The sequence below is a fragment of the Cellulomonas sp. zg-ZUI22 genome, assembly GCF_017353535.1.
GTDB classification, from domain to species: domain Bacteria; phylum Actinomycetota; class Actinomycetes; order Actinomycetales; family Cellulomonadaceae; genus Cellulomonas; species Cellulomonas wangleii.
Genome location: NZ_JAFMUZ010000002.1, coordinates 158,504 through 176,364, shown reverse-complemented (window position 1 = coordinate 176,364; position 17,861 = coordinate 158,504). Strand labels below are relative to the sequence as shown.

The 17,861-nt window shown below is 75.0% G+C and carries 11 protein-coding genes; all 11 read right to left on the bottom strand.

All coding sequences use genetic code 11. The annotated features are described in order from the left end of the window. Positions 1-2: 2 nt before the first annotated feature. On the bottom strand, positions 3-1,151 hold the full coding sequence (locus J1G43_RS08495) for a DUF58 domain-containing protein (protein ID WP_207378326.1): 1,149 nt from the start codon (positions 1,149-1,151) through the stop codon (positions 3-5). A gap of 3 nt (positions 1,152-1,154) precedes the next feature. Next, on the bottom strand, positions 1,155-2,111 hold the full coding sequence (locus J1G43_RS08490; protein WP_207341058.1) for a MoxR family ATPase: 957 nt from the start codon (positions 2,109-2,111) through the stop codon (positions 1,155-1,157). A gap of 49 nt (positions 2,112-2,160) precedes the next feature. Next, positions 2,161-8,328, bottom strand: coding sequence for an Ig-like domain-containing protein (locus J1G43_RS08485; protein ID WP_207378325.1), 6,168 nt, complete (start codon positions 8,326-8,328; stop codon positions 2,161-2,163). After that, positions 8,325-9,824, bottom strand: coding sequence for a serine/threonine-protein kinase (locus J1G43_RS08480; RefSeq protein ID WP_207370586.1), 1,500 nt, complete (start codon positions 9,822-9,824; stop codon positions 8,325-8,327). Before J1G43_RS08480 ends, J1G43_RS08485 begins: the two co-directional genes overlap by 4 nt. Further along, entirely contained in the window at positions 9,821-11,362 is a 1,542-nt protein-coding gene (locus tag J1G43_RS08475; RefSeq protein ID WP_207378324.1) for an FHA domain-containing protein, read from the bottom strand. Before J1G43_RS08475 ends, J1G43_RS08480 begins: the two co-directional genes overlap by 4 nt. Then, positions 11,359-12,198: a protein phosphatase 2C domain-containing protein gene (locus J1G43_RS08470; protein WP_307859527.1), complete on the bottom strand. Its 840-nt coding sequence runs from the start codon at positions 12,196-12,198 to the stop codon at positions 11,359-11,361. Before J1G43_RS08470 ends, J1G43_RS08475 begins: the two co-directional genes overlap by 4 nt. 138 nt (positions 12,199-12,336) lie before the next feature. After that, positions 12,337-13,926: a S9 family peptidase gene (locus tag J1G43_RS08465; RefSeq protein ID WP_249670558.1), complete on the bottom strand. Its 1,590-nt coding sequence runs from the start codon at positions 13,924-13,926 to the stop codon at positions 12,337-12,339. Position 13,927: 1 nt separating this feature from the next. Continuing rightward, complete coding sequence (era, locus tag J1G43_RS08460) at positions 13,928-14,848, bottom strand: GTPase Era (protein ID WP_207378323.1); 921 nt, start codon at positions 14,846-14,848, stop codon at positions 13,928-13,930. After that, on the bottom strand, positions 14,845-16,215 hold the full coding sequence (locus tag J1G43_RS08455; RefSeq protein WP_207341052.1) for a hemolysin family protein: 1,371 nt from the start codon (positions 16,213-16,215) through the stop codon (positions 14,845-14,847). The genes era and J1G43_RS08455 overlap by 4 nt, the downstream gene beginning before the upstream one ends. Beyond that, the gene (gene ybeY, locus J1G43_RS08450) at positions 16,212-16,664 is read right to left on the bottom strand and encodes an rRNA maturation RNase YbeY (RefSeq protein WP_207341051.1); all 453 of its coding nucleotides are present in this window, start codon (positions 16,662-16,664) and stop codon (positions 16,212-16,214) included. The genes J1G43_RS08455 and ybeY overlap by 4 nt, the downstream gene beginning before the upstream one ends. After that, positions 16,661-17,662, bottom strand: coding sequence for a PhoH family protein (locus J1G43_RS08445; protein ID WP_207341260.1), 1,002 nt, complete (start codon positions 17,660-17,662; stop codon positions 16,661-16,663). The genes ybeY and J1G43_RS08445 overlap by 4 nt, the downstream gene beginning before the upstream one ends. Positions 17,663-17,861 lie beyond the last annotated feature (199 nt).

The following is a 17,861-nucleotide window of genomic DNA, read 5'->3' as shown; positions in this document are numbered from 1 at the left end:
GCTCATCCGACCACCCGACGCAGCGCGCGCGGCAGGTCAGCGAGCGCGCCCACGGTCGCCAGCGTCAGCGTGCCCTGGGTGCGCACGGCGACCTCCTGGCCCAGGGCGCACCGCACGACGACCGCGCGGGTTCCCGCCGGCAGTGCGCGGGCCCCGAGCCGCAGGTCGGCGTCCGTGGGCGTCCCGCCGGTGACGAGGAACGCGACGGAGGCGTCGGGCGTCTCGCGCACGACCCGCCGGCCGAGCAGCACGGCACCGGCCCCGGCCGGCGACCACGACAGCCGCGAGCAGTCGTCGAGCAGCAACGGCGGGGTGGCGGTGCGCAGCCGTCCCGGGCCGGCGAGCACCTCGACGTCACGCTCGTCGCGGATCGCCTGCACGGCGATCGACGCGGCCACCGAGACCGCCAGCTCGAGCTCGTCGGGGTGCGCGTAGTCGGTGGTCGCCGTCGCCAGCGCGATCGACGTCAGCGTGCGGCGGGTGTCCTCGAACTGCTTGACCATGAGCGCGCCGCGACGGGCGGTGGTGCGCCAGTGGATGTAGCGCCGGTCGTCACCGGCCACGTAGTCGCGCAGCGCGTGGAAGTTCAGGTCCGAGTCGGACAGGTCGCGCGTCGCCTGGCCCTCCAGGTCGCGCAGCAGCCCCGCGTTGGCCCCGCCCAGCGCCACGACCTCCGGGTGGACGAACAGCTCGGCCGGCTCGGTCCAGCGCAGCCGGCGCTGCAGCAGCCCCAGCGGGTCGCCGCGCCGCGACACCACGGGCCCGACGACGATGACCGCCCGTCGGTCCGTCGGCACCGCGAACAGGTCGTCGTGCGCGCCGCCCGGGGGCAGGCTCGGGACGGCCAGCTCGACGACACGCTCCCCCACCGGCAGGTCGACCTGCGAGGGCAGGGACCGCCGCCGCGCGGCGTTGCGCACGTCGACGCGACCCACGGCGCGCTGCCCGATCCGCACCCGGTTGTCGGCCAGGTCCAGCACCACGGCGTACCGCGTGCGGCCCACCGTCATCAGCAGGGACGCCACGACGACGCCGAGCAGCGCCACCCCGACGGCGGCGAGCTCACCCCACCCCAGCAGGCGCCCGGCCACCAGGGCGCCGAGCGCCAGGACGGTCACCCCCCAGCCGAGGGGTGCGACCCGCAGACCCACGCCTCAGCCCTGCCGCAGCGCGGGCGGTGCGACCTGCTCCAGGACGCGGCCCACCACCTCCGTGGCCGTCACGCCCGCGAACTCCGCCTCGGAGTCCAGCATGAGGCGGTGCGCGAGGACGGCCTGTGCGAGCACCTTGACGTCGTCGGGCAGGACGTAGTCGCGCCCGTCCGCCGCGGCGCGCACCTTGGAGCACCGCACGAGGGCGAGGCCGCCGCGCACGCTCGCGCCGAGCGCGGTCTGCGGGTCGTCCCGGGTCGCCTCGAGGAGCCGCGCGATGTAGTCGAGCACGACGTCGTCGACGTGCACCGTGAGGGCGAGGTCGGCCATGGTGCCCACGGCCTGCGTCGTGATGCGCGGGCGCAGGGCCGCGGTCCGGTCCTTGGCGCCGGCCAGGATCTCGACCGCCGCGGCGCGGTCGGGGTAGCCGAGCGAGGTCTTGAGCAGGAACCGGTCGAGCTGCGCCTCGGGCAGCCGGTACGTGCCCGCCTGCTCGATCGGGTTCTGCGTGGCGATCACCATGAACGGCCGCCCGACCGGGTGGGTGACGCCGTCGACGGTCACGTTGGCCTCCTCCATGACCTCCAGCAGCGCAGCCTGGGTCTTGGGCGAGGCGCGGTTGATCTCGTCCGCGAGCACGACGGACGCGAAGATCGGTCCCGGGTGGAACTCGAACCGCTGCGTGGACTGGTCGTAGATCGTCACGCCCGTGACGTCGGACGGCAGCAGGTCCGGCGTGAACTGGATCCGGTGGTGCGATCCCTGCACCGTCGCCGAGATCGCCTTGGCGAGCGACGTCTTGCCCGTCCCCGGCGCGTCCTCGAGCAGCACGTGCCCGTCGGCCAGCATGGCCGTCAGGACGAGGCGGACCGTCTCCTCCTTGCCGAGGAGCGCCTGCCCCACGTTGGCCACGAGGGCGTCGAACGTCTCGGCGAACCAGGTGGTCTGCTCGGGGGTCATGTGCTCAGGCTCCAGTCGGGGGTGGCGTGCGGACGGGACGGTCGGCGGCTCATCCGCCGTCCCCGGGATCGGGCGGGGCGGGGGCGGCGGGGACGGTGACCTGCTGGGACTCGCCCCACCGCGACGACGACCCGATCTCGTTCACGGCCTTGACGCGGACACTGACGCGGGAGTCCGCGGGTGCGGGCGTCTGCAGCACGGCACCCTGCAGCGACGCCTGCGCGACGCGCCCGAGGGACCGCCAGGTGCCGTTCACGGCCACCTCCACGTCGTAGCCGATGATGCCGGCGCCACCGTCGTCGGGCGGTGACCAGGTCGCGCTCACCGTGGAGCCGTCGGCGGCGACGGTCAGGCCGAACCCGCCACGGACGTCGTCCGGCGCGCTGGCACGCGTGACGCGCACCTCGCTCGCCGCACGCCCGCCCTCCCCGGCGCGGTTGACGGGTGTGACGACGACCCGGAAGGTGGCCCGGCGGTTGACGATGTTGAACGTGGGCATGCCCGCCGACGAGGCTGCGCTGGTGCCCGTCACCGTCTGCGTCTCGGTGAGGCGGTCGTCGACGTAGAACTCGACGCGGTAGGAGCCGTCGCTGCCGCCCCACGTGACGGCCGTCCACGAGGCGCTGACCGACGTGACCTGGCGGTCGCCGTTCCACGCGGGCACCGGCTCGCCCAGCCCGCTCACACCGGTCGGGCGCGTGACCGGTGTCGGGTCGGCGCGGACCGCCGCGCTCCAGTCACCGCACCCGGCGGCGTTGCAGGCCTGGACCTGGATAGTGACGGGGTCACCACCGCGCAGGCCGGACACCGAGGTCGATGTGCCGGTCCCCACAGAGCTCTCGCTCACGTTCCCGTTCACGGTGACCTTGACCCGGTAGTCCGTGACCGGCGACCCGCGGTCGCCGGCACGGGACCAGGTGACGTCGACGGACCCGTTGCCCGGGTCGCCACCGACGGCGCCCCGCGCGACGACGCCCGTCACACCCTCCGGCACGCCGAACGTCATCGAACGTGCGACGGCCGGCGCACCGAGGCCCGCCTTGTTGCGGGCCCGGAGCTCGAACGTGTACTCCACGCCGTTCGCCGCACCGACGAACGGGTAGGAGCGCGCGTCGGCGGACAGGGCGAACGTGCCACCCCCCGACCCGCCGCTGATGACCAGCTGGTAGCCCTGGATCGCGTCGCCGTTGGGCCGGGTGTCACCCCACGCCACGGAGATCTGCCCACCGAGGGGCGTGTCCTCCCGGGTCGCCCTCAGGTCGCCCGGTGCGTCCGGCACACCCGCCGGGACCTCCGTCGCCGACCACATGCTCCACCCGCTCGGCTCGGGCGCCTTGTTGTGGGCACGCACGCGCACCGCGTACGCGACGCCGTTGCGCAGCCGGTCGAACGTGTACGACGTCGCGGTCGTCGTGCGGCTCACGGCGCCCGACTCGGGCGCCGGGCTGATCTCGAGGGTGTAGCTCGAGACGGCGGACCCGACCGAGGCCGGGGCCTCCCAGGTCGCGGTGACGGACTGGTCGCCGAAGACGAGGCGCGGCGCGGCGGGGACCTCGGGCACGGCGTCGGGCCGCGCGGGCGCCGAGGCCGGCGACTCCTCCGACCACCCGATGCGGTTGCGCGCAGCCACCGTGAACGTGTACTCGACGTCGTTCGTCAGCCCGTCGACGGTGCAGGTGGTGCTGACGCAGCTGCGGGTGATCCCGCCCGGGGACGCGGTCACGCGGTACTCCGTGATCGGCTCACCCCGGTTGTCGGGCGCGGTCCACGACAGCACCACAGTCCGGTCCCGGATCTCCCCGATGCGCGGTGGCACGGGTGCCAGCGGGACCCCGCTGACGCGGACCGTGATGCGGCCCTCGACCTCGCGGCCGGGGTCGCCGGTCACGTCGCGCACCCGGAACCGCACCACCATCGGCCCGATGAAGTCGCTGTCGGGCCGGATCGTCACCGAGTCCGCCGAGGCGCCGGCCGTCCCGGCACCCGCGGTCTCGACGACGGCACCGACGACCGTCAGCGGACCCTTCTCCGGGAACGGGTTCACGGCGTTCTCGAGCACCCGCACGGTGGTGTCCCGGCCCTGTGCCCCGTCGTCGACGACGAAGTTCTGCACCGTCGCGGTCCGGCGCGTGCTCGCGACGACCCGCAGGTCCACGGCCACGTCCAGGACGCCGCTGCGCCCGTACGTCACCTGGAGCTCGAGCCGGCCGGTGGTGCCCTTGGGCGTGTCCGTGTCGGCGGACACCTGCAGCTGCGAGCCGACGAGGGACACGGCGAAGCCCGCGGGCGTCCCGGAGACCATCCGGTAGCCGTAGCGGTCCGCGGGGCTCGCCGAGCCCTCGGCCTGCTCGGGCCCGCGCGTCAGCGCCAGCAGCTCGACCCGCTTCGCGGCCTCCCCCGGCTCCACCTCGATGGTGGCACCGTCGAACGTCGGCGGGTGGTCGTCGACCGCGTAGACGGTGATCTGCAGGGTCAGCAGGGTCGTGCGAGCGGTCGCGTCCGTCGGTCCGGTGCGGTCGGTCACCGGGACGGAGATCGACGCCGGCCCCGCGTAGCCGGGCGCCGACCTGAACACCAGCGTGCCGGCGTCCTGCACGAGCTCGGCGCCGTCCGAGCGGGGCGCCGTGACCTGGGTGGGGTCGGCGATGGTGGGCTCGCGGCCGGGTGCGACCTGGACGTGCTCGGCGAGCGGGATCACCAGCTGCTCACCGCTCGCCACGCGCAGCTCGGGCGCGCGCGGGCGCAGCTGCGGCGGGAAGAACCCGAGGGCGGGCACGGTGATGAACGCGTACGCGTCGGCGTCCGGCGACGTGCGGTTGACCAGCCGGTACGGCACGTTCTGCGCATGGTCCACGAGCGTGACCACCACGTCGCCGTCGGCGGTGACCCGCGCGACGTCCGCGTGCGACGAGGGCACCGACACCTCGAGGTCGGACAGCGGACCGGACGGGTTCTGCGCCACGGCCAGGACGTCCACGGAGACCTCGGTCCGGCCGAGCGTGTCGATGGCGGGCACGAGGACGTCGCGCGCCACGGGCGGCAGGACGGGGGCGTCGTCGGTCACCGTGACCGTGAGCACGCCGTAGTCGCGCCCGCCGCCGTCGTTGGTCACGAGGTACGGGATCGGCACCACACCCGGGGTCGACGGCGCGGTGACCACGATCCGTCGCCCCTGGATCTCGGCGACCACGCCCTCCGGCGGCTCGATCGACTCCAGCCGCAGCTCGCGGCTCGTCGAGTCGATGTCGTTGGCCAGGACGCGCACCTCGACCCGCTGCCCGGGGCGCAGCGTCACCGCGTCGTCCACGGCGACGACCTCCGACACGCCGGACGGACGGGGCGCGATGCCGACGCGCACGCGGGCCACGGCCCGCTGCCCGACCCAGTCCTCGACGGCGTACGTGAACGTGTCGGTCCCCCGCGAGTCCGGGTCCGCCTCGTACTCGATCCAGTCGGGACCGACCTCGACCACCCGGCCCAGCGACGGTGCCGACGCCTGCCCGAGCAGCGTCACGCCGTCGCCGTCGTCGTCGATGCCCACCAGCGGCACGGGGATGCGGACCCTGTCACCGTCGAACACCCGCGCGTCGACGTCCTTGGGGCGCGGCGGGGACTTGGTCGCGGGGTCCGACTCGTGCACCCGGACGGTGACGGTGGCGGCGGTCACGTTGCCCGCGGTGTCCTGCACCGCGAAGGTCGCCCGCGCGGTGAGCGCCCGGTCGGGCGCCTGGTACCGCAGCACGTCCCCGGACACGAAGAGCAGTCCGTCACCCGCGGCGAGCGGCTCGGGCAGCTCGCGCAGCACCGTCAGCCGGTCGCCGTCGGGGTCCGACGCACCCTCGAGCACCGGGATCGTCACCACGCCGCCGGCCCGCACCGTGGCCTCGACGTTCGGCACCACCGGCGGCTGGGAGGAGGCGGACGGCGGCACGGGCTGCACGACGATCTCGCCGCGGGCGGTGGCCGAGCCGTTGGACACGTCGTACCCCAGGACGACCGGACCGTCGGGCGTGCGCCCGGCCCGGATCTGCACGTAGCGGTGCTCGAGCACCGCGACCTGCAGGCCGGAGCCCTCCGGGACCGTGACGGACTGCAGGACCAGCACGTTGTCGGCAGGGTCCTCGTCGTTCGCCAACGGGTCGATCGTGACCTCGCCGCCCGCGGGCAGCAGGGCCAGGTCACGGACCGCCACGGGCGGCTGCGCCTGCTCCGGCCACTCGCGCACGTCGACCCGGGCGATCCCGGTCGCCTGCTGGGGCCCCGCCGAGACGACGAACGTGACGTAGTACGACTGGGCCCGGGGAGCCTTGAACACGAACGTGCCCGCCTGCAGGTCCGGCACGATCGTCGCGCCGACCGTGTCGGACACGGCGGCGAGGCGCGGCGGGTCGGCCGACGCGGAGCGCACCGCGTCGAGCGGGCGCACCTCGACCTCCTGCCCCACGTACGTCACGACGTGCACGGGGTCGATCTGCGGCGGCACCGAGCCGGCGGCGCGGACGTCGACCGCCACCTGGCCCTCGACGACGTTCGTGCCGTCGGAGACCTGCACGGCCACCGTCGTGCGTCCGAGCGCGCCCCCGTCCGCGGCGAACGTCAGCACGCCGTCCTGGCGGAACCGGGCCGTGCCGGCCGCCGGGTCCGCGGTGGCACCCACGAGCAGCAGGTCGTCACCGTCGGGGTCCGTGAAGTCGGCGAGCACGCCGTGCACGAGCCGGCCACCGGTCTCGACCGTGAGGGTGGACGTGCGCACCTGCTCCGGCGGCGCGTCGCCGTCGCTGACGGTGAGGCGCACCGTGGCCGTCGCGGGTGCGTTGAGGCCGCGGCCGTCGGTGACCGTGTACCGCAGCTCCGCCGTCCCGGTGGCCCCCTCCAGGACGTGCACCTGCAGCGCGCGCCCGCCGCGGATCCGCTCGACCGTGCCGAAGTCGGGGGGCAGCGCGTCGAGCACGGAGATCACGAGGATGCCGCAGTCGGACGACGAGTCGTTGTCGATGACCGGCAGGACGCGCGTGCGCCCGGCCCGGACGCCGTACTCGTCGTCCACGGCGACGGGCGGCGCGCTCTGCTCGCTGCACTCCGTCACGGGCTCCTGGGTGACGTCGCCGGTCTCGGAGTCCTCCTCGGACTCCTCGGGCTCGTCCTCCGGGACGATGTCCGCCCAGTCCGGGACGCGGACCGCGGTGTCCTCCTGCGGCAGCCACACGCGTCCCCCGACGGTCTCGTTGAGCACCACGAACCCGCGGTTCACCCGGAACTCGAGCCGGTCGGCCGCGGTCATGGTCTCGAGGTCCTCGACGACGGGGTCCTTGCCGTCGCACAGTCGCAGCGAGGAGCCGACGGCCGAGGCCCACGCGGCGTAGGCGCAGTCCCCGACGCGGACGGGTTCGGCCGGCCGGCCGGATCCGGTGGTGTCGTGCCGTCGCGGCGCGCCGCCGTCGAGGGGGACCTCCCACAGCGCCGACGTGCCCGACAGGAGCACCGTGCGGGCGGCCGGTCCCGGCTGCTGCAGCACGAGGTCGGTGTCGTCGACCGTGACCTCGCCCGCCAGCGTGCGGACCGTGGAGCCCGACAGCACGACGAGCTCGTCACCGACGGCCGTGACCGCGTCGACCGTCACCTCGCCGAGAGCGCCCAGCCGCTGCGGCGCCACCGGCTGCGTCGCGGGCACGAGCGTCACCGCACCGTCCTGCGGTGCGACGGCGAGGACGGCCCCGCTGCGGGCGACCACGGCGGCGCCGCCCTCGCCGAGCTGCAGGTCCGGGGCGTCGTCGCCGAGGTCCAGCAGGTCCAGCTCGCCCATCGGCCGCACCCAGGTGTCGCCCACGCGGTCGACGAACGCGACGCGGCCCGCCGCCATCGACACCTCGGTGTCCGCCGTCGCCAGCTGCGTCGTCGTCGCGACGCTCGCGGGGTCGACGACGGAGACCGCCGTCAGCTCCTTCAGCAGCACCCAGCCGCCGTCCTGATGCACGTCGAACGTGCTGCCGGTCGTCACCAGCCCGCCGTCGAGCTCCTCGACCGGCACGTTGTACCTGCCCACGCGCAGCTCGCCGGTGGCGGTCAGCCACACACCGCCGTCGTTGAGGTCCACCCGCGCCAGCGGGAAGCCGCGGTCCATCAGCGCGAGGGTGAGCACCAGGGCCGGCACGGTGACGACCGCCGCGACCGTGGTCACCGGGCGCCGGCGCCACGTGCGGGGGTCCCACCACGTCACGGCGCGCACCCCTGCGCGGGACGCGCGCTCGCGGAGCGGTCCGCCCGCACGATGGACACCTGGATGCACACCTCACCCGTCCCCTGGTCGGCGGGGACGGTGACGCTCTCCTGGTCCACCAGCTCCAGGGTGGGCTCACCGGTCACGGCGAGCACGCCCCACAGGTACCTGTCCCCGTCCTGCGGGTCCGGATTCTGCCACGTGAACGTCACCGCCCCGTCCGCCGCGCGCGTGCCGGCGAGCGAGTGCGGTGCGGGCACCGGGGCCGCCGCCGGACCGGTCTGCGGCGCGGCCAGGCTGTCGGTGGGCGCGACCGGCCCGGTGGGGTCCGCACCCCCGAGTGTGGTCACCAGGACCGTGCCCACCGCGGCGACCACGACCACGGCCGCGGCAGCGGCCACCCGGGCACCCCGGCGCGGCTCCGGGCCGACCGGGACCCCGACCGGCGGCGGCGCCGGCGGTGCGGGAGCGGGAGGCACGAGCGTGGGGCGACCCACCACGACGGCGCGCGCACGGGTCGCGTCCTCGTCGTCGACACGGCGGCCGGTGGCCGCGCCGGGGACCGCGACGCCGCGCAGGCGGGTCGCGTCGTCGTCGGACCGCGTGTCGCCGGCAGCGCCGCCCGGGTCGTCGGGGAGGTCGAGCGGCGTCACCGGCAGCCGGAGCGCCGCCTCCACCTCCTGCAGGGCGCGGGCGACCGCGACCGCCGACGCGTGCCGGCGCGACGGGTGCTTCGCCATCGCCCGCTCGAGCACCGCCTGGAGCTGCTGCGGGACGTCGTCGCGTCCCACCGGCGGCAGCGGCGAGCGCTCGATGCGCGCCACGAGCTGCTGCGCGCTGTTGTTGCCGCCCGGCAGCTCGAACGGGGTGCGACCGGCGAGCAGCGAGTAGATCGTCGCCGCGAGCGCGTAGACGTCCGAGCGCTCGTCCCCGCCGGGGTGCTCGGCCAGCATCTCGGGCGGCGACCACGGGATCGACATGCCGATGGTCTGCGCGGCCGGACCGGTGGTCGCCGCGATGCCGAAGTCGGTGAGCGCGGGCCACCCGAAGTCGGTGGTCAGCACGTTGGCGGGCTTGATGTCGCGGTGCAGGATGCCCGCGCGGTGCGCGGTCTCCACCGCGGACGCGAGCCGCACGCCGATGCGCAGGACCTCGGGCACGGGCATCCGCTCGGCGCGGTACCGCTCGGCCAGGCCGGGGCGCGAGCAGTACTCCATGACGAGGAACGGGCGTCCGTCGGCCGCGATGGCGGCGTGGTGGATCGTGACGATCGAGGGGTGGTGCGACAGCTGCGCCATGAGGTTGGCCTCGGTCTGGAACCGCTGGCGCACGTCGTCGTCGAGGCTGCCCGCGAGCAGCACCTTCACCGCCACGTCGCGGCGCGGCAGGTGCTGGCGGTACAGGAAGACGTCGGCGAAGCCCCCGAGCCCGAGCACGCGCACGTACTCGTAGCCCGGCAGGTCCGGCGGCGCGGACGCCTCACGGCGAGCGGTCACGCGGTGCGCTCCACCGTGAACGTCACACCGTCACCCAGGTCCACCACCTCGTCCGTGCCGACGACGCTCGGCTCACCGGGGTGCAGCCGCCGCACGCCCTCACCCGGGCGCGACACGTGCACGCCGTTGGTGGAGTCGAGGTCGGTCACGACGACGTGCTCACCCTCGAGCCGCACCTCGGCGTGCGTGCGCGAGATGTCCTGGTTGGGGCTCGGCACCGTGACGAGCCGGGGCAGCTCGCGGTTGGTGACCCGGGCCACCTGCGGCGCGCGCCCCAGGAGCACGGCGCGGTCGAGCGTCACGACGAGGCCCGTGGACAGCACGAGACGCGCGGCCGTCGGTGCGGGCTCGGGCGTCGGGAACGGTCCGGACGCGCCGTCCTGGGACCAGGCCGGGAGGCGGTCGCGCAGCCGCGCCAGGTCGCTCGACAGGATCGTCATCCCGTCGTGGTCGTCGGCGGCCGTCTCGAGGACGTCCGGCCGCCCGGAGACCAGCGAGACGTGGCCGGCCTCGGAGCCCGAGGTCGCGGCACCGACGGACGCGGCCGTGAGCGGCGCGTCCAGCGCGGTCGCCGTCGCCGGCTCGGCGGTCGTCAGGGGCCACCACGGGATCTCGGCGGCCGGCTCCGGCTCGGGCTCCCGCGGCTGCTCCTGCGCCGGCGCGACGGGCCAGGCGTCGAACGACGACCACCCCGTCGGTCCGTCCGTCGCCGACACGGGCTCCTCGAGCTCCACGACCTCGACCACCGGCTCCGGCGCGACGGGCTCCGGCTCCACCACGGGCTCCGGCTCCACAGCGGCCAGCACGACGGGCTCGGCCTCCACAGCCGTCGGCTCGACGTGCTCCGCCTCCACACGCTCCGGCTCGACGTCCACGGGCTCGACGTCCACGGGCTCGACGTCCACGGACGCGACGTGCCGAACCTCGGACGCCACCGGCTCGGTTTGCTCCGGCCCGGTCCGCTCCGGCTCCGCGACCGGCGTGGGCGGGGCGGCCGCCGTCACCTCGGGCGGCGGCGCGGCCGCCACGACGGGCTGCTCGTGCGTGGCGGTCCCGACCGCGTCGACGACCTCCTGGGCGCGGTCGTCGACCCTGCCCGACCGCAGGCCCGCAGCCCGCACGACGCCACCCACGAACGGCCACCAGTCCGCCGTGCCCGGCACGGCGGCGGCGTCGACCACGACCTCCAGACCCGCCACCCCGAGCGCGCGGTGCTCGGTCCACACGGCACCCTCGCCGGCGGCGACCTCCTGCACGCCGTCGGCACCGTGCAGGCGCAGCCGCAGCGGCCCTCGCAGCACGGCGTGCACGGCACCGTCGTCGTCGGTGCGCACCACGGCGAACCCGGGCAGGGCGGCGAAGCCGTCGGCCGCCACCACGCCGAGGGCACCCAGGACGTCGCCGCCGGCGCTCGCCACCTGCCACAGCCCGTCCACCACGCGACGTGCCGCGCCGGGCTCCACCAGAGCGAGGAACCCCTCACCGGCGACGGCGGTCCACCGGCCGTCCTGGTACTCGTGGTGCGCGCGCTCGGTCATGCGGGGTCCTCCTGGGCGTGGTCGGCCGCGGTCGCGGGCGGGACGAGCGAGGGGTCGGGACGTGCCGCCGGCCGACGGGGCACGGTGGCGCCGTTGAGCATCTCGTCCCACAGGTGCGGCCCGAGGTCGGGCGCCGAGCGCGGCGCGGTGGCGTGGGTCTGCTCGGGCGCGGTGGCGGTGGCGACGTCGACGACGACCGCGCTCACGTTGTCGCGCCCGCCGCGCTCGAGGGCCTCCTGCACGAGCATCGCCGCTGCCTCCTGCGGGTCGTCGACGGACGCCAGGACGCGCCCGATCTCGTGGTCCGCGAGCTCGCGCGTCAGGCCGTCGGTGCAGACCAGCAGCCGGTCGTCGGCACCGGCGGGCAGCAGCCAGTAGTCCGGCTCGGGGGGCTCGCCCGTCCCCAGGGCACGGGTCAGCACGTGGCGCTCGGGGTGCCGGCGCGCGGCGTCGGGCGACAGGTCGCCCGAGTCCAGCAGCTCCTGCACGACCGAGTGGTCGACGCTCACCTGCGTCAGCGCGGCGTCCGACCAGCGGTACACGCGCGAGTCCCCCACGTTGAACACGAGCCAGTACCAGCCGCCGTCGTGCTCCGTCACCGCGACCCCGGAGACGGTCGTCCCACCCTGGCGCCCGCGCGTGAACTCCGTGCGGATGCGCGTCGACGTGCGCGCGAAGCAGGCGTGCACGTCGTCGGACGACGCGGACGGCTGACCCGCGAGCTGGGCGAACTCCTCGACCGCGATCCTGCTGGCGAGGTCGCCCGCGTCGTGCCCACCCATGCCGTCGGCGACGAGGAACACCGGGGGGTACGCGAGGAGCGCGTCCTCGTTCACCTCACGGACCCGACCTCGGTCCGTCGCCGAACCCCACGACGTTCGCACTGCACCACCCCGTCCCGACCTGAGAAGTCATCGGCGCACATGGTGCCTCACCTGAGCCGAACGGTTCACGTCCGTCCGCCCAGTTCACCCTCAGATGTTGAGCTGGAAGACACCCCAGTAGGCCAGGACGACCAGCAGGACGGCGGAGGCCGCGACGACGCCGGAGGCCGCGACACGCCGCACCACGCCCGGTGCGACCGGCACGCCCTCCTCGCGCGCGTCGTGGGCGCGGTGCGCGAGGAGCACGGCGGCGAGCACGGCGCCGACTCCCAGCACGCGCACCCCGATCCACCCGCCCTGCACGACCCAGGCGTTGCGCTCGTAGTCGAGCGCGAGGCGTGCGACGGCCAGCAGGTACCAGACCATCGCGCCGACCGTCGCCACCGTCACCCCGCCGAGCGCGACCAGCCGGCCGGCGATCCCCGGGGCGAAGCGACGGACCGGCGCCGCGGGGTCCCGGCGCGACCTGCCGCGCTCCACCACGCGTGCGACACCGACCGCGAGCCCGCACACCAGCATCAGCACCGGCGCACCGAGCACCAGCACCAGCAGCGCGACGCCGTCGCGCAGCCACCGGGGCTGCGGCACCGGGCCGGCGACGTAGGTCTGCTCGGGCTCCGCCCCGGCCACGCGCGGCGGGGTGTCCCCGGTCACGGGGAGCCCCAGGACCCAGCCGGCCAGGTCCCGCAGGAAGGGCTCGGTCGGCGAGCCGCCGACGCGGATCCCGTGGTCCGCCCCCTCGTAGTAGCGGACGGTGACGTCCTCGTTGCCCGCCTGCGCCAGGTCCGCCCGGACCTGCAGCGCCCCCTGGACGATCGGCATGGAGGCGTCCGCCGTGCCGTAGACGACCAGGACCGGCTGGGTCATGCGCTGCTGGTACGGCGCGACGTCGAAGTCCGCGTACTCGAACCCGCCGCCGGGCATCGACATGCCCACGGCCCGCGGGATGGCCCGGAACACCGCGTGCGGGACGCCGGTGTTGCGCAGGTAGGCGTCGACGGCGAAGGCCGCCTGCTGGCGCGGGGGCACGACCGGCGACGACACGAGCACCACACCGGCCATCGCGGGCTCCTCGGCCGCCATCACGGGCGCGATCCACCCGCCCTCGCTCTCCGCGTACACCACGACACGCGCGGGGTCCACCTCGGGCCGGTCCCGCAGGAGCTCGAAGGAGTGCAGGTAGTCGCGGGCCATCGCCACGTAGTCGCGGTGCGCGGTGGAGTACGTGTCGAGCCGCTTGTCGGGCACCATCGCGACGACCCCCGCCTCCGCGAGGGACCGGGCCTGCTTGAGGAACGCCCGCTGGTACCGGCCCGTGCCCGCACCGTGGACGAACAGCACGGCCGGAGCCGGCTCCTCGACCCCCACGGGCAGGGAGATGCGTGCCCCGACGGTCGCCCCGTCCAGGGGCACCGTGACCTCGACCTCCCGCACGTCGTACCGCACGGCGGCGGGCGCGCCGCCGATCGCGGTGTCGGCGGTCGCGACCTCGATGCCCTCCTCGAGCGGCGCCGGGTCCCACGTCGGTCCGGTGACGGCGCCGACGACCGCGAGCAGCAGCGCGCCGAGCGCGACGCTCGCGACCAGTCGGTACGCCGAGCCGAACCGCGCGCCGCGCCGCGGCGGGCGGTCGTCCGGACGTGGGGCACGCCTCAGCGTGCCCGAGACCCCCAGTGCCACCTCAGAAGCCCAGCCGTCCGAGCTGCTTGGGGTCGCGCTGCCAGTCCTTGGCCACCTTGACGTGCAGGTCCAGGAAGACCCGGGCCCCGAGCAGCGCCTCGATCTGCGTGCGGGCGCGCGTGCCGACGTCGCGCAGGCGCGCGCCGCCGCGCCCGATGACGATCGCCTTCTGGCTGTCGCGCTCGACGAACAGGTGGACGCGCACGTCCAGCAGCGGACGGCCGTCGGCACCCGGCGGCTGGTCCCGCGGCACGATCTCGTCGACGACGACCGCCAGGGAGTGCGGCAGCTCGTCGCGCACACCCTCGAGCGCCGCCTCGCGCACCAGCTCGGCGACCATGACCTGCTCCGGCTCGTCGGTGAGCTCGCCCTCGGGGTACAGCGCGGGCCCCTCGGGCAGGTGCTTCACCAGGACGTCGGCCAGCACGTCCACCTGGTACCCGTCCCGCGAGGAGACGGGGACGATGTCGGCCCACTCCCCCAGCTGGTCGACGGCGATGAGCTGCTCGGCCAGGCGCGCGCGCGGCACGGTGTCGGTCTTGGTCACGATCGCGACCACGGGCGTTCCGGTCCGCCCGGGCGGCCTCAGCCGCGCGAGCTGCTCGGCGATGAAGCGGTCGCCGGGACCGATCTTCTCGTCGGCGGGCAGGCAGAACCCGATGACGTCGACCTCGGTCAGCGTGTCGCGCACCAGGTCGTTGAGCCGCTCGCCGAGCAGGGTGCGCGGCCGGTGCAGGCCGGGGGTGTCGACGAGCACGAGCTGGGCGTCCTCGCGGTGCACGATCCCGCGCACGACGTGGCGGGTGGTCTGCGGGCGCCCCGACGTGATGGCGACCTTCTGGCCGACGAGCGCGTTGGTGAGCGTGGACTTGCCGGTGTTGGGGCGGCCGACGAGGCACGCGAAGCCGGAACGGTGGGTCATCGGGCGGCCTCCGAGCCGTGGTCGCGCGCGGCGGGGGTGCCGCGCGCCGGGGTGCCGGCGGCCGAGGTGCCGCGGGCGGGGGTCGTGGGTGCGTCGTCGTCCGTCGCCGCGGCGCGGTGCACCAGCACCGTCGCGAGCCGCTTGCGGCGTCCCTCGACGCGCTCGGCCTGCAGCCGCAGGCCGTGGATCTCGCCCACCGACCCGGGCAGCGGCACCTTGCCGAGCGCCTTGGCCAGCAGGCCGGCGGCCGTGTCGACGTCCTCGTCCTCCACCGCGATGCCGAACAGGTCACCGAGCTCGTCGCGCCCCAGGCGCGCCGGCACCCGGTAGCCGCCGTCGCCGAGGTCCTCGACGCCGGGTGCGCTGGTGTCGTGCTCGTCGGTGAGCTCCCCGACGATCTCCTCGAGGGCGTCCTCGATGGTGACCAGCCCGGCGATGCCGCCGTACTCGTCGACGACCAGGGCGATGTGGCTCGAGCCGTCGCGCAGCTCCAGCAGCAGCTCGTCGACGGGCTTCGACTCCGGCACGTACACGGGGGGCCGTGCCAGCGAGGACGCGGGCGCGTCGAGCGGGTCCTCGCCGGTGTGCACCGCCCCGTGGGCGCCGCGCGCGGGGATCCGCCGCACGACGTCCTTGAGGTAGAGCACGCCGACCACGTCGTCGACGGACTCGCCGACCACGGGCACGCGCGAGAAGCCCGAGCGCAGCAGCAGCGCCAGGACCTTGTGCAGCGGGGTGTCGGCCTGCGTCGTGATCATGTCCGTGCGGGGCACCATCACCTCGCGCGTGAGCGTGTCACCCAGCTCGAGCACGGAGCGGAACATCTCGCGCTCGTTGTCCTCGATCGCGTCGGACTCGCTGACCCGTTCGACCATGTCGCGCAGCTCGGCGTCGTCCTGCTCGCTCGTCGACTCCGACGGGTCGGCACGGCGCCCCACGCCACCGGCCAGGGCGGTGACGGCGAGCAGCAGCCGCGACAGGCTGGCGAGCACGCCCACGGGGTGGCGCCGCCCCATGCTGCGCGGGCTCACCCGCACCAGCAGGTACGCCACGACCGCGCACGCGGCGATGGCCAGCAGCGCCGTGGCCCACCACGACAGGGTGCCCGCGCTGATCGCCAGGGTCAGGCAGACCGTCGCGGTCATCTCCCCCAGCAGGCGGACGAACGCCGCGGCGGCGGCGACGCGCGCGGGGTCGTCGACGAGCCGGCGCACGCGGGCTGCCGCACCGGGACGCTCCCCCTCGAGCTCGGCGACGCGGGCACGCGTGACGCGCAGCACCGCGACCTCACCGGCCGACAGCGCGGCCGCCAGGACGATCCCGAGCAGCGCGACGGTGAGGAGCAGGGCGACGGGGACGCCGCTCATCGACCGGCCAGGAACGTCAGGAGCAGGCGACGCTGCAGCGCGAACATCTCCTTCTCCTCGTCCGGCTCGGCATGGTCGTAGCCGAGCAGGTGCAGGATCCCGTGCGTCGTCAGCAGCAGCATCTCCTCGGCCGTCGAGTGGCCCGCGGCACGCGCCTGCGTGGCGGCGACCTCCGGGCACAGCACGACGTCACCGAGCACACCGGGGCCCGCGGGGTCGCCCTCGCGCCCGGGGCGCAGCTCGTCCATCGGGAACGACAGCACGTCGGTCGGTCCCGGCTCGTCCATCCACCGGACGTGCAGGTCCGTCATGGTCGCGACGTCGACCAGCCGCACGAACAGGTCCGCCTGCGGGTGCACGTGCATCTCGTCCAGCACGTACCGCCCGAGCGCGGCGAACTCCGCCTCGTCGACCTCGACGCCGGACTCGTTGCTCACCTCGACGCTCATGCCCCGTCCCACCTCGCGTACGCGTCGATGATGTCCCCCACCAGCCGGTGCCGGACCACGTCGGAGGACGACAGCCGGCAGAACTCCACGTCGTCGACCCCGGCGAGGATCTCCTCGACGACCCGCAGGCCGGAGCGCGTGCCGCTGGGCAGGTCGACCTGCGTGACGTCGCCGGTCACGACGACCTTCGAGCCGAACCCGAGCCGGGTGAGGAACATCTTCATCTGCTCGACGGAGGTGTTCTGCGCCTCGTCGAGGATGATGAAGGAGTCGTTGAGGGTCCGCCCGCGCATGTACGCCAACGGCGCGACCTCGATGGTCCCCGCCTCCATGAGCCGCGGGATCGACTCGGGGTCGACCATGTCGTGCAGCGCGTCGTACAGCGGGCGCAGGTACGGGTCGATCTTCTCCGAGAGGCTGCCGGGCAGGAACCCGAGTCGCTCCCCGGCCTCGACGGCGGGGCGCGTCAGCACGATGCGGTTGACCTTGCGCGCCTGCAGCGCCTGCACCGCCTTGGCCATCGCCAGGTACGTCTTGCCGGTGCCGGCCGGGCCGATGCCGAACGTGACGGTGTTGCGCTCGATCGCGTCGACGTAGCCCTTCTGCCCCGGCGTCTTGGGACGGATCGTGCGACCGCGCGTGGACAGGATGTTGAACGTCAGGACGTCCGCGGGGCGCGCGCCCGCGTCGGCGGTGAGCATCGCGACGGAGCGCGTCACCACCTCCGGGCTCAGCGGCGTGCCGGCGGCGGCCATCTCGACCAGCTCGTCGAGCAGGCGCGTGACGAGCGCGACGTCACCGGCCGGGCCGGCGAGCGTCACCTCGTTGCCGCGGACGTGGACGTCGACGGCACGGAAGCCGTCCTCGATGCTGCGCAGCACCTCGTCGCGCAGCCCGAGCAGCTCGACCATCGACACGTCCGGCGGGACGGTGATGCGGTGCTCGATGCGCGCGTGACGGTGCTCGGGTGCACGGGGTGCGGGGCTGGACTCGGCCATGTGCTCGGCGGGTGCCGTGCGCTCCTTCTCTCGACGCGTGCCGTGCTGCGGACGCCCCATCCTACGCCGCCGGTCACCCGGGCCGAGGGCGCCCGCGGCGCAGGGTGCGCGCGCGCCCCGGCGGTGTGGGTCCTTCGTCCCCGGGCACCGGCGCCCGAGCGGGAGAACACTGGTGGGCAGAGCCGGGCAACGGAGCCCG

Excerpts from the sequence above, each read along its gene's own strand:
- J1G43_RS08490 (WP_207341058.1), bottom strand. The coding sequence starts at position 2,111 with ATGACCCCCGAGCAGACCACCTGGTTCGCCGAGACGTTCGACGCCCTC.
- J1G43_RS08475 (WP_207378324.1), bottom strand. The coding sequence starts at position 11,362 with ATGACCGAGCGCGCGCACCACGAGTACCAGGACGGCCGGTGGACCGCC.
- era (WP_207378323.1), bottom strand. The coding sequence starts at position 14,848 with ATGACCCACCGTTCCGGCTTCGCGTGCCTCGTCGGCCGCCCCAACACC.
- J1G43_RS08455 (WP_207341052.1), bottom strand. The coding sequence starts at position 16,215 with ATGAGCGGCGTCCCCGTCGCCCTGCTCCTCACCGTCGCGCTGCTCGGG.
- ybeY (WP_207341051.1), bottom strand. The coding sequence starts at position 16,664 with ATGAGCGTCGAGGTGAGCAACGAGTCCGGCGTCGAGGTCGACGAGGCG.
- J1G43_RS08445 (WP_207341260.1), bottom strand. The coding sequence starts at position 17,662 with ATGGCCGAGTCCAGCCCCGCACCCCGTGCACCCGAGCACCGTCACGCG.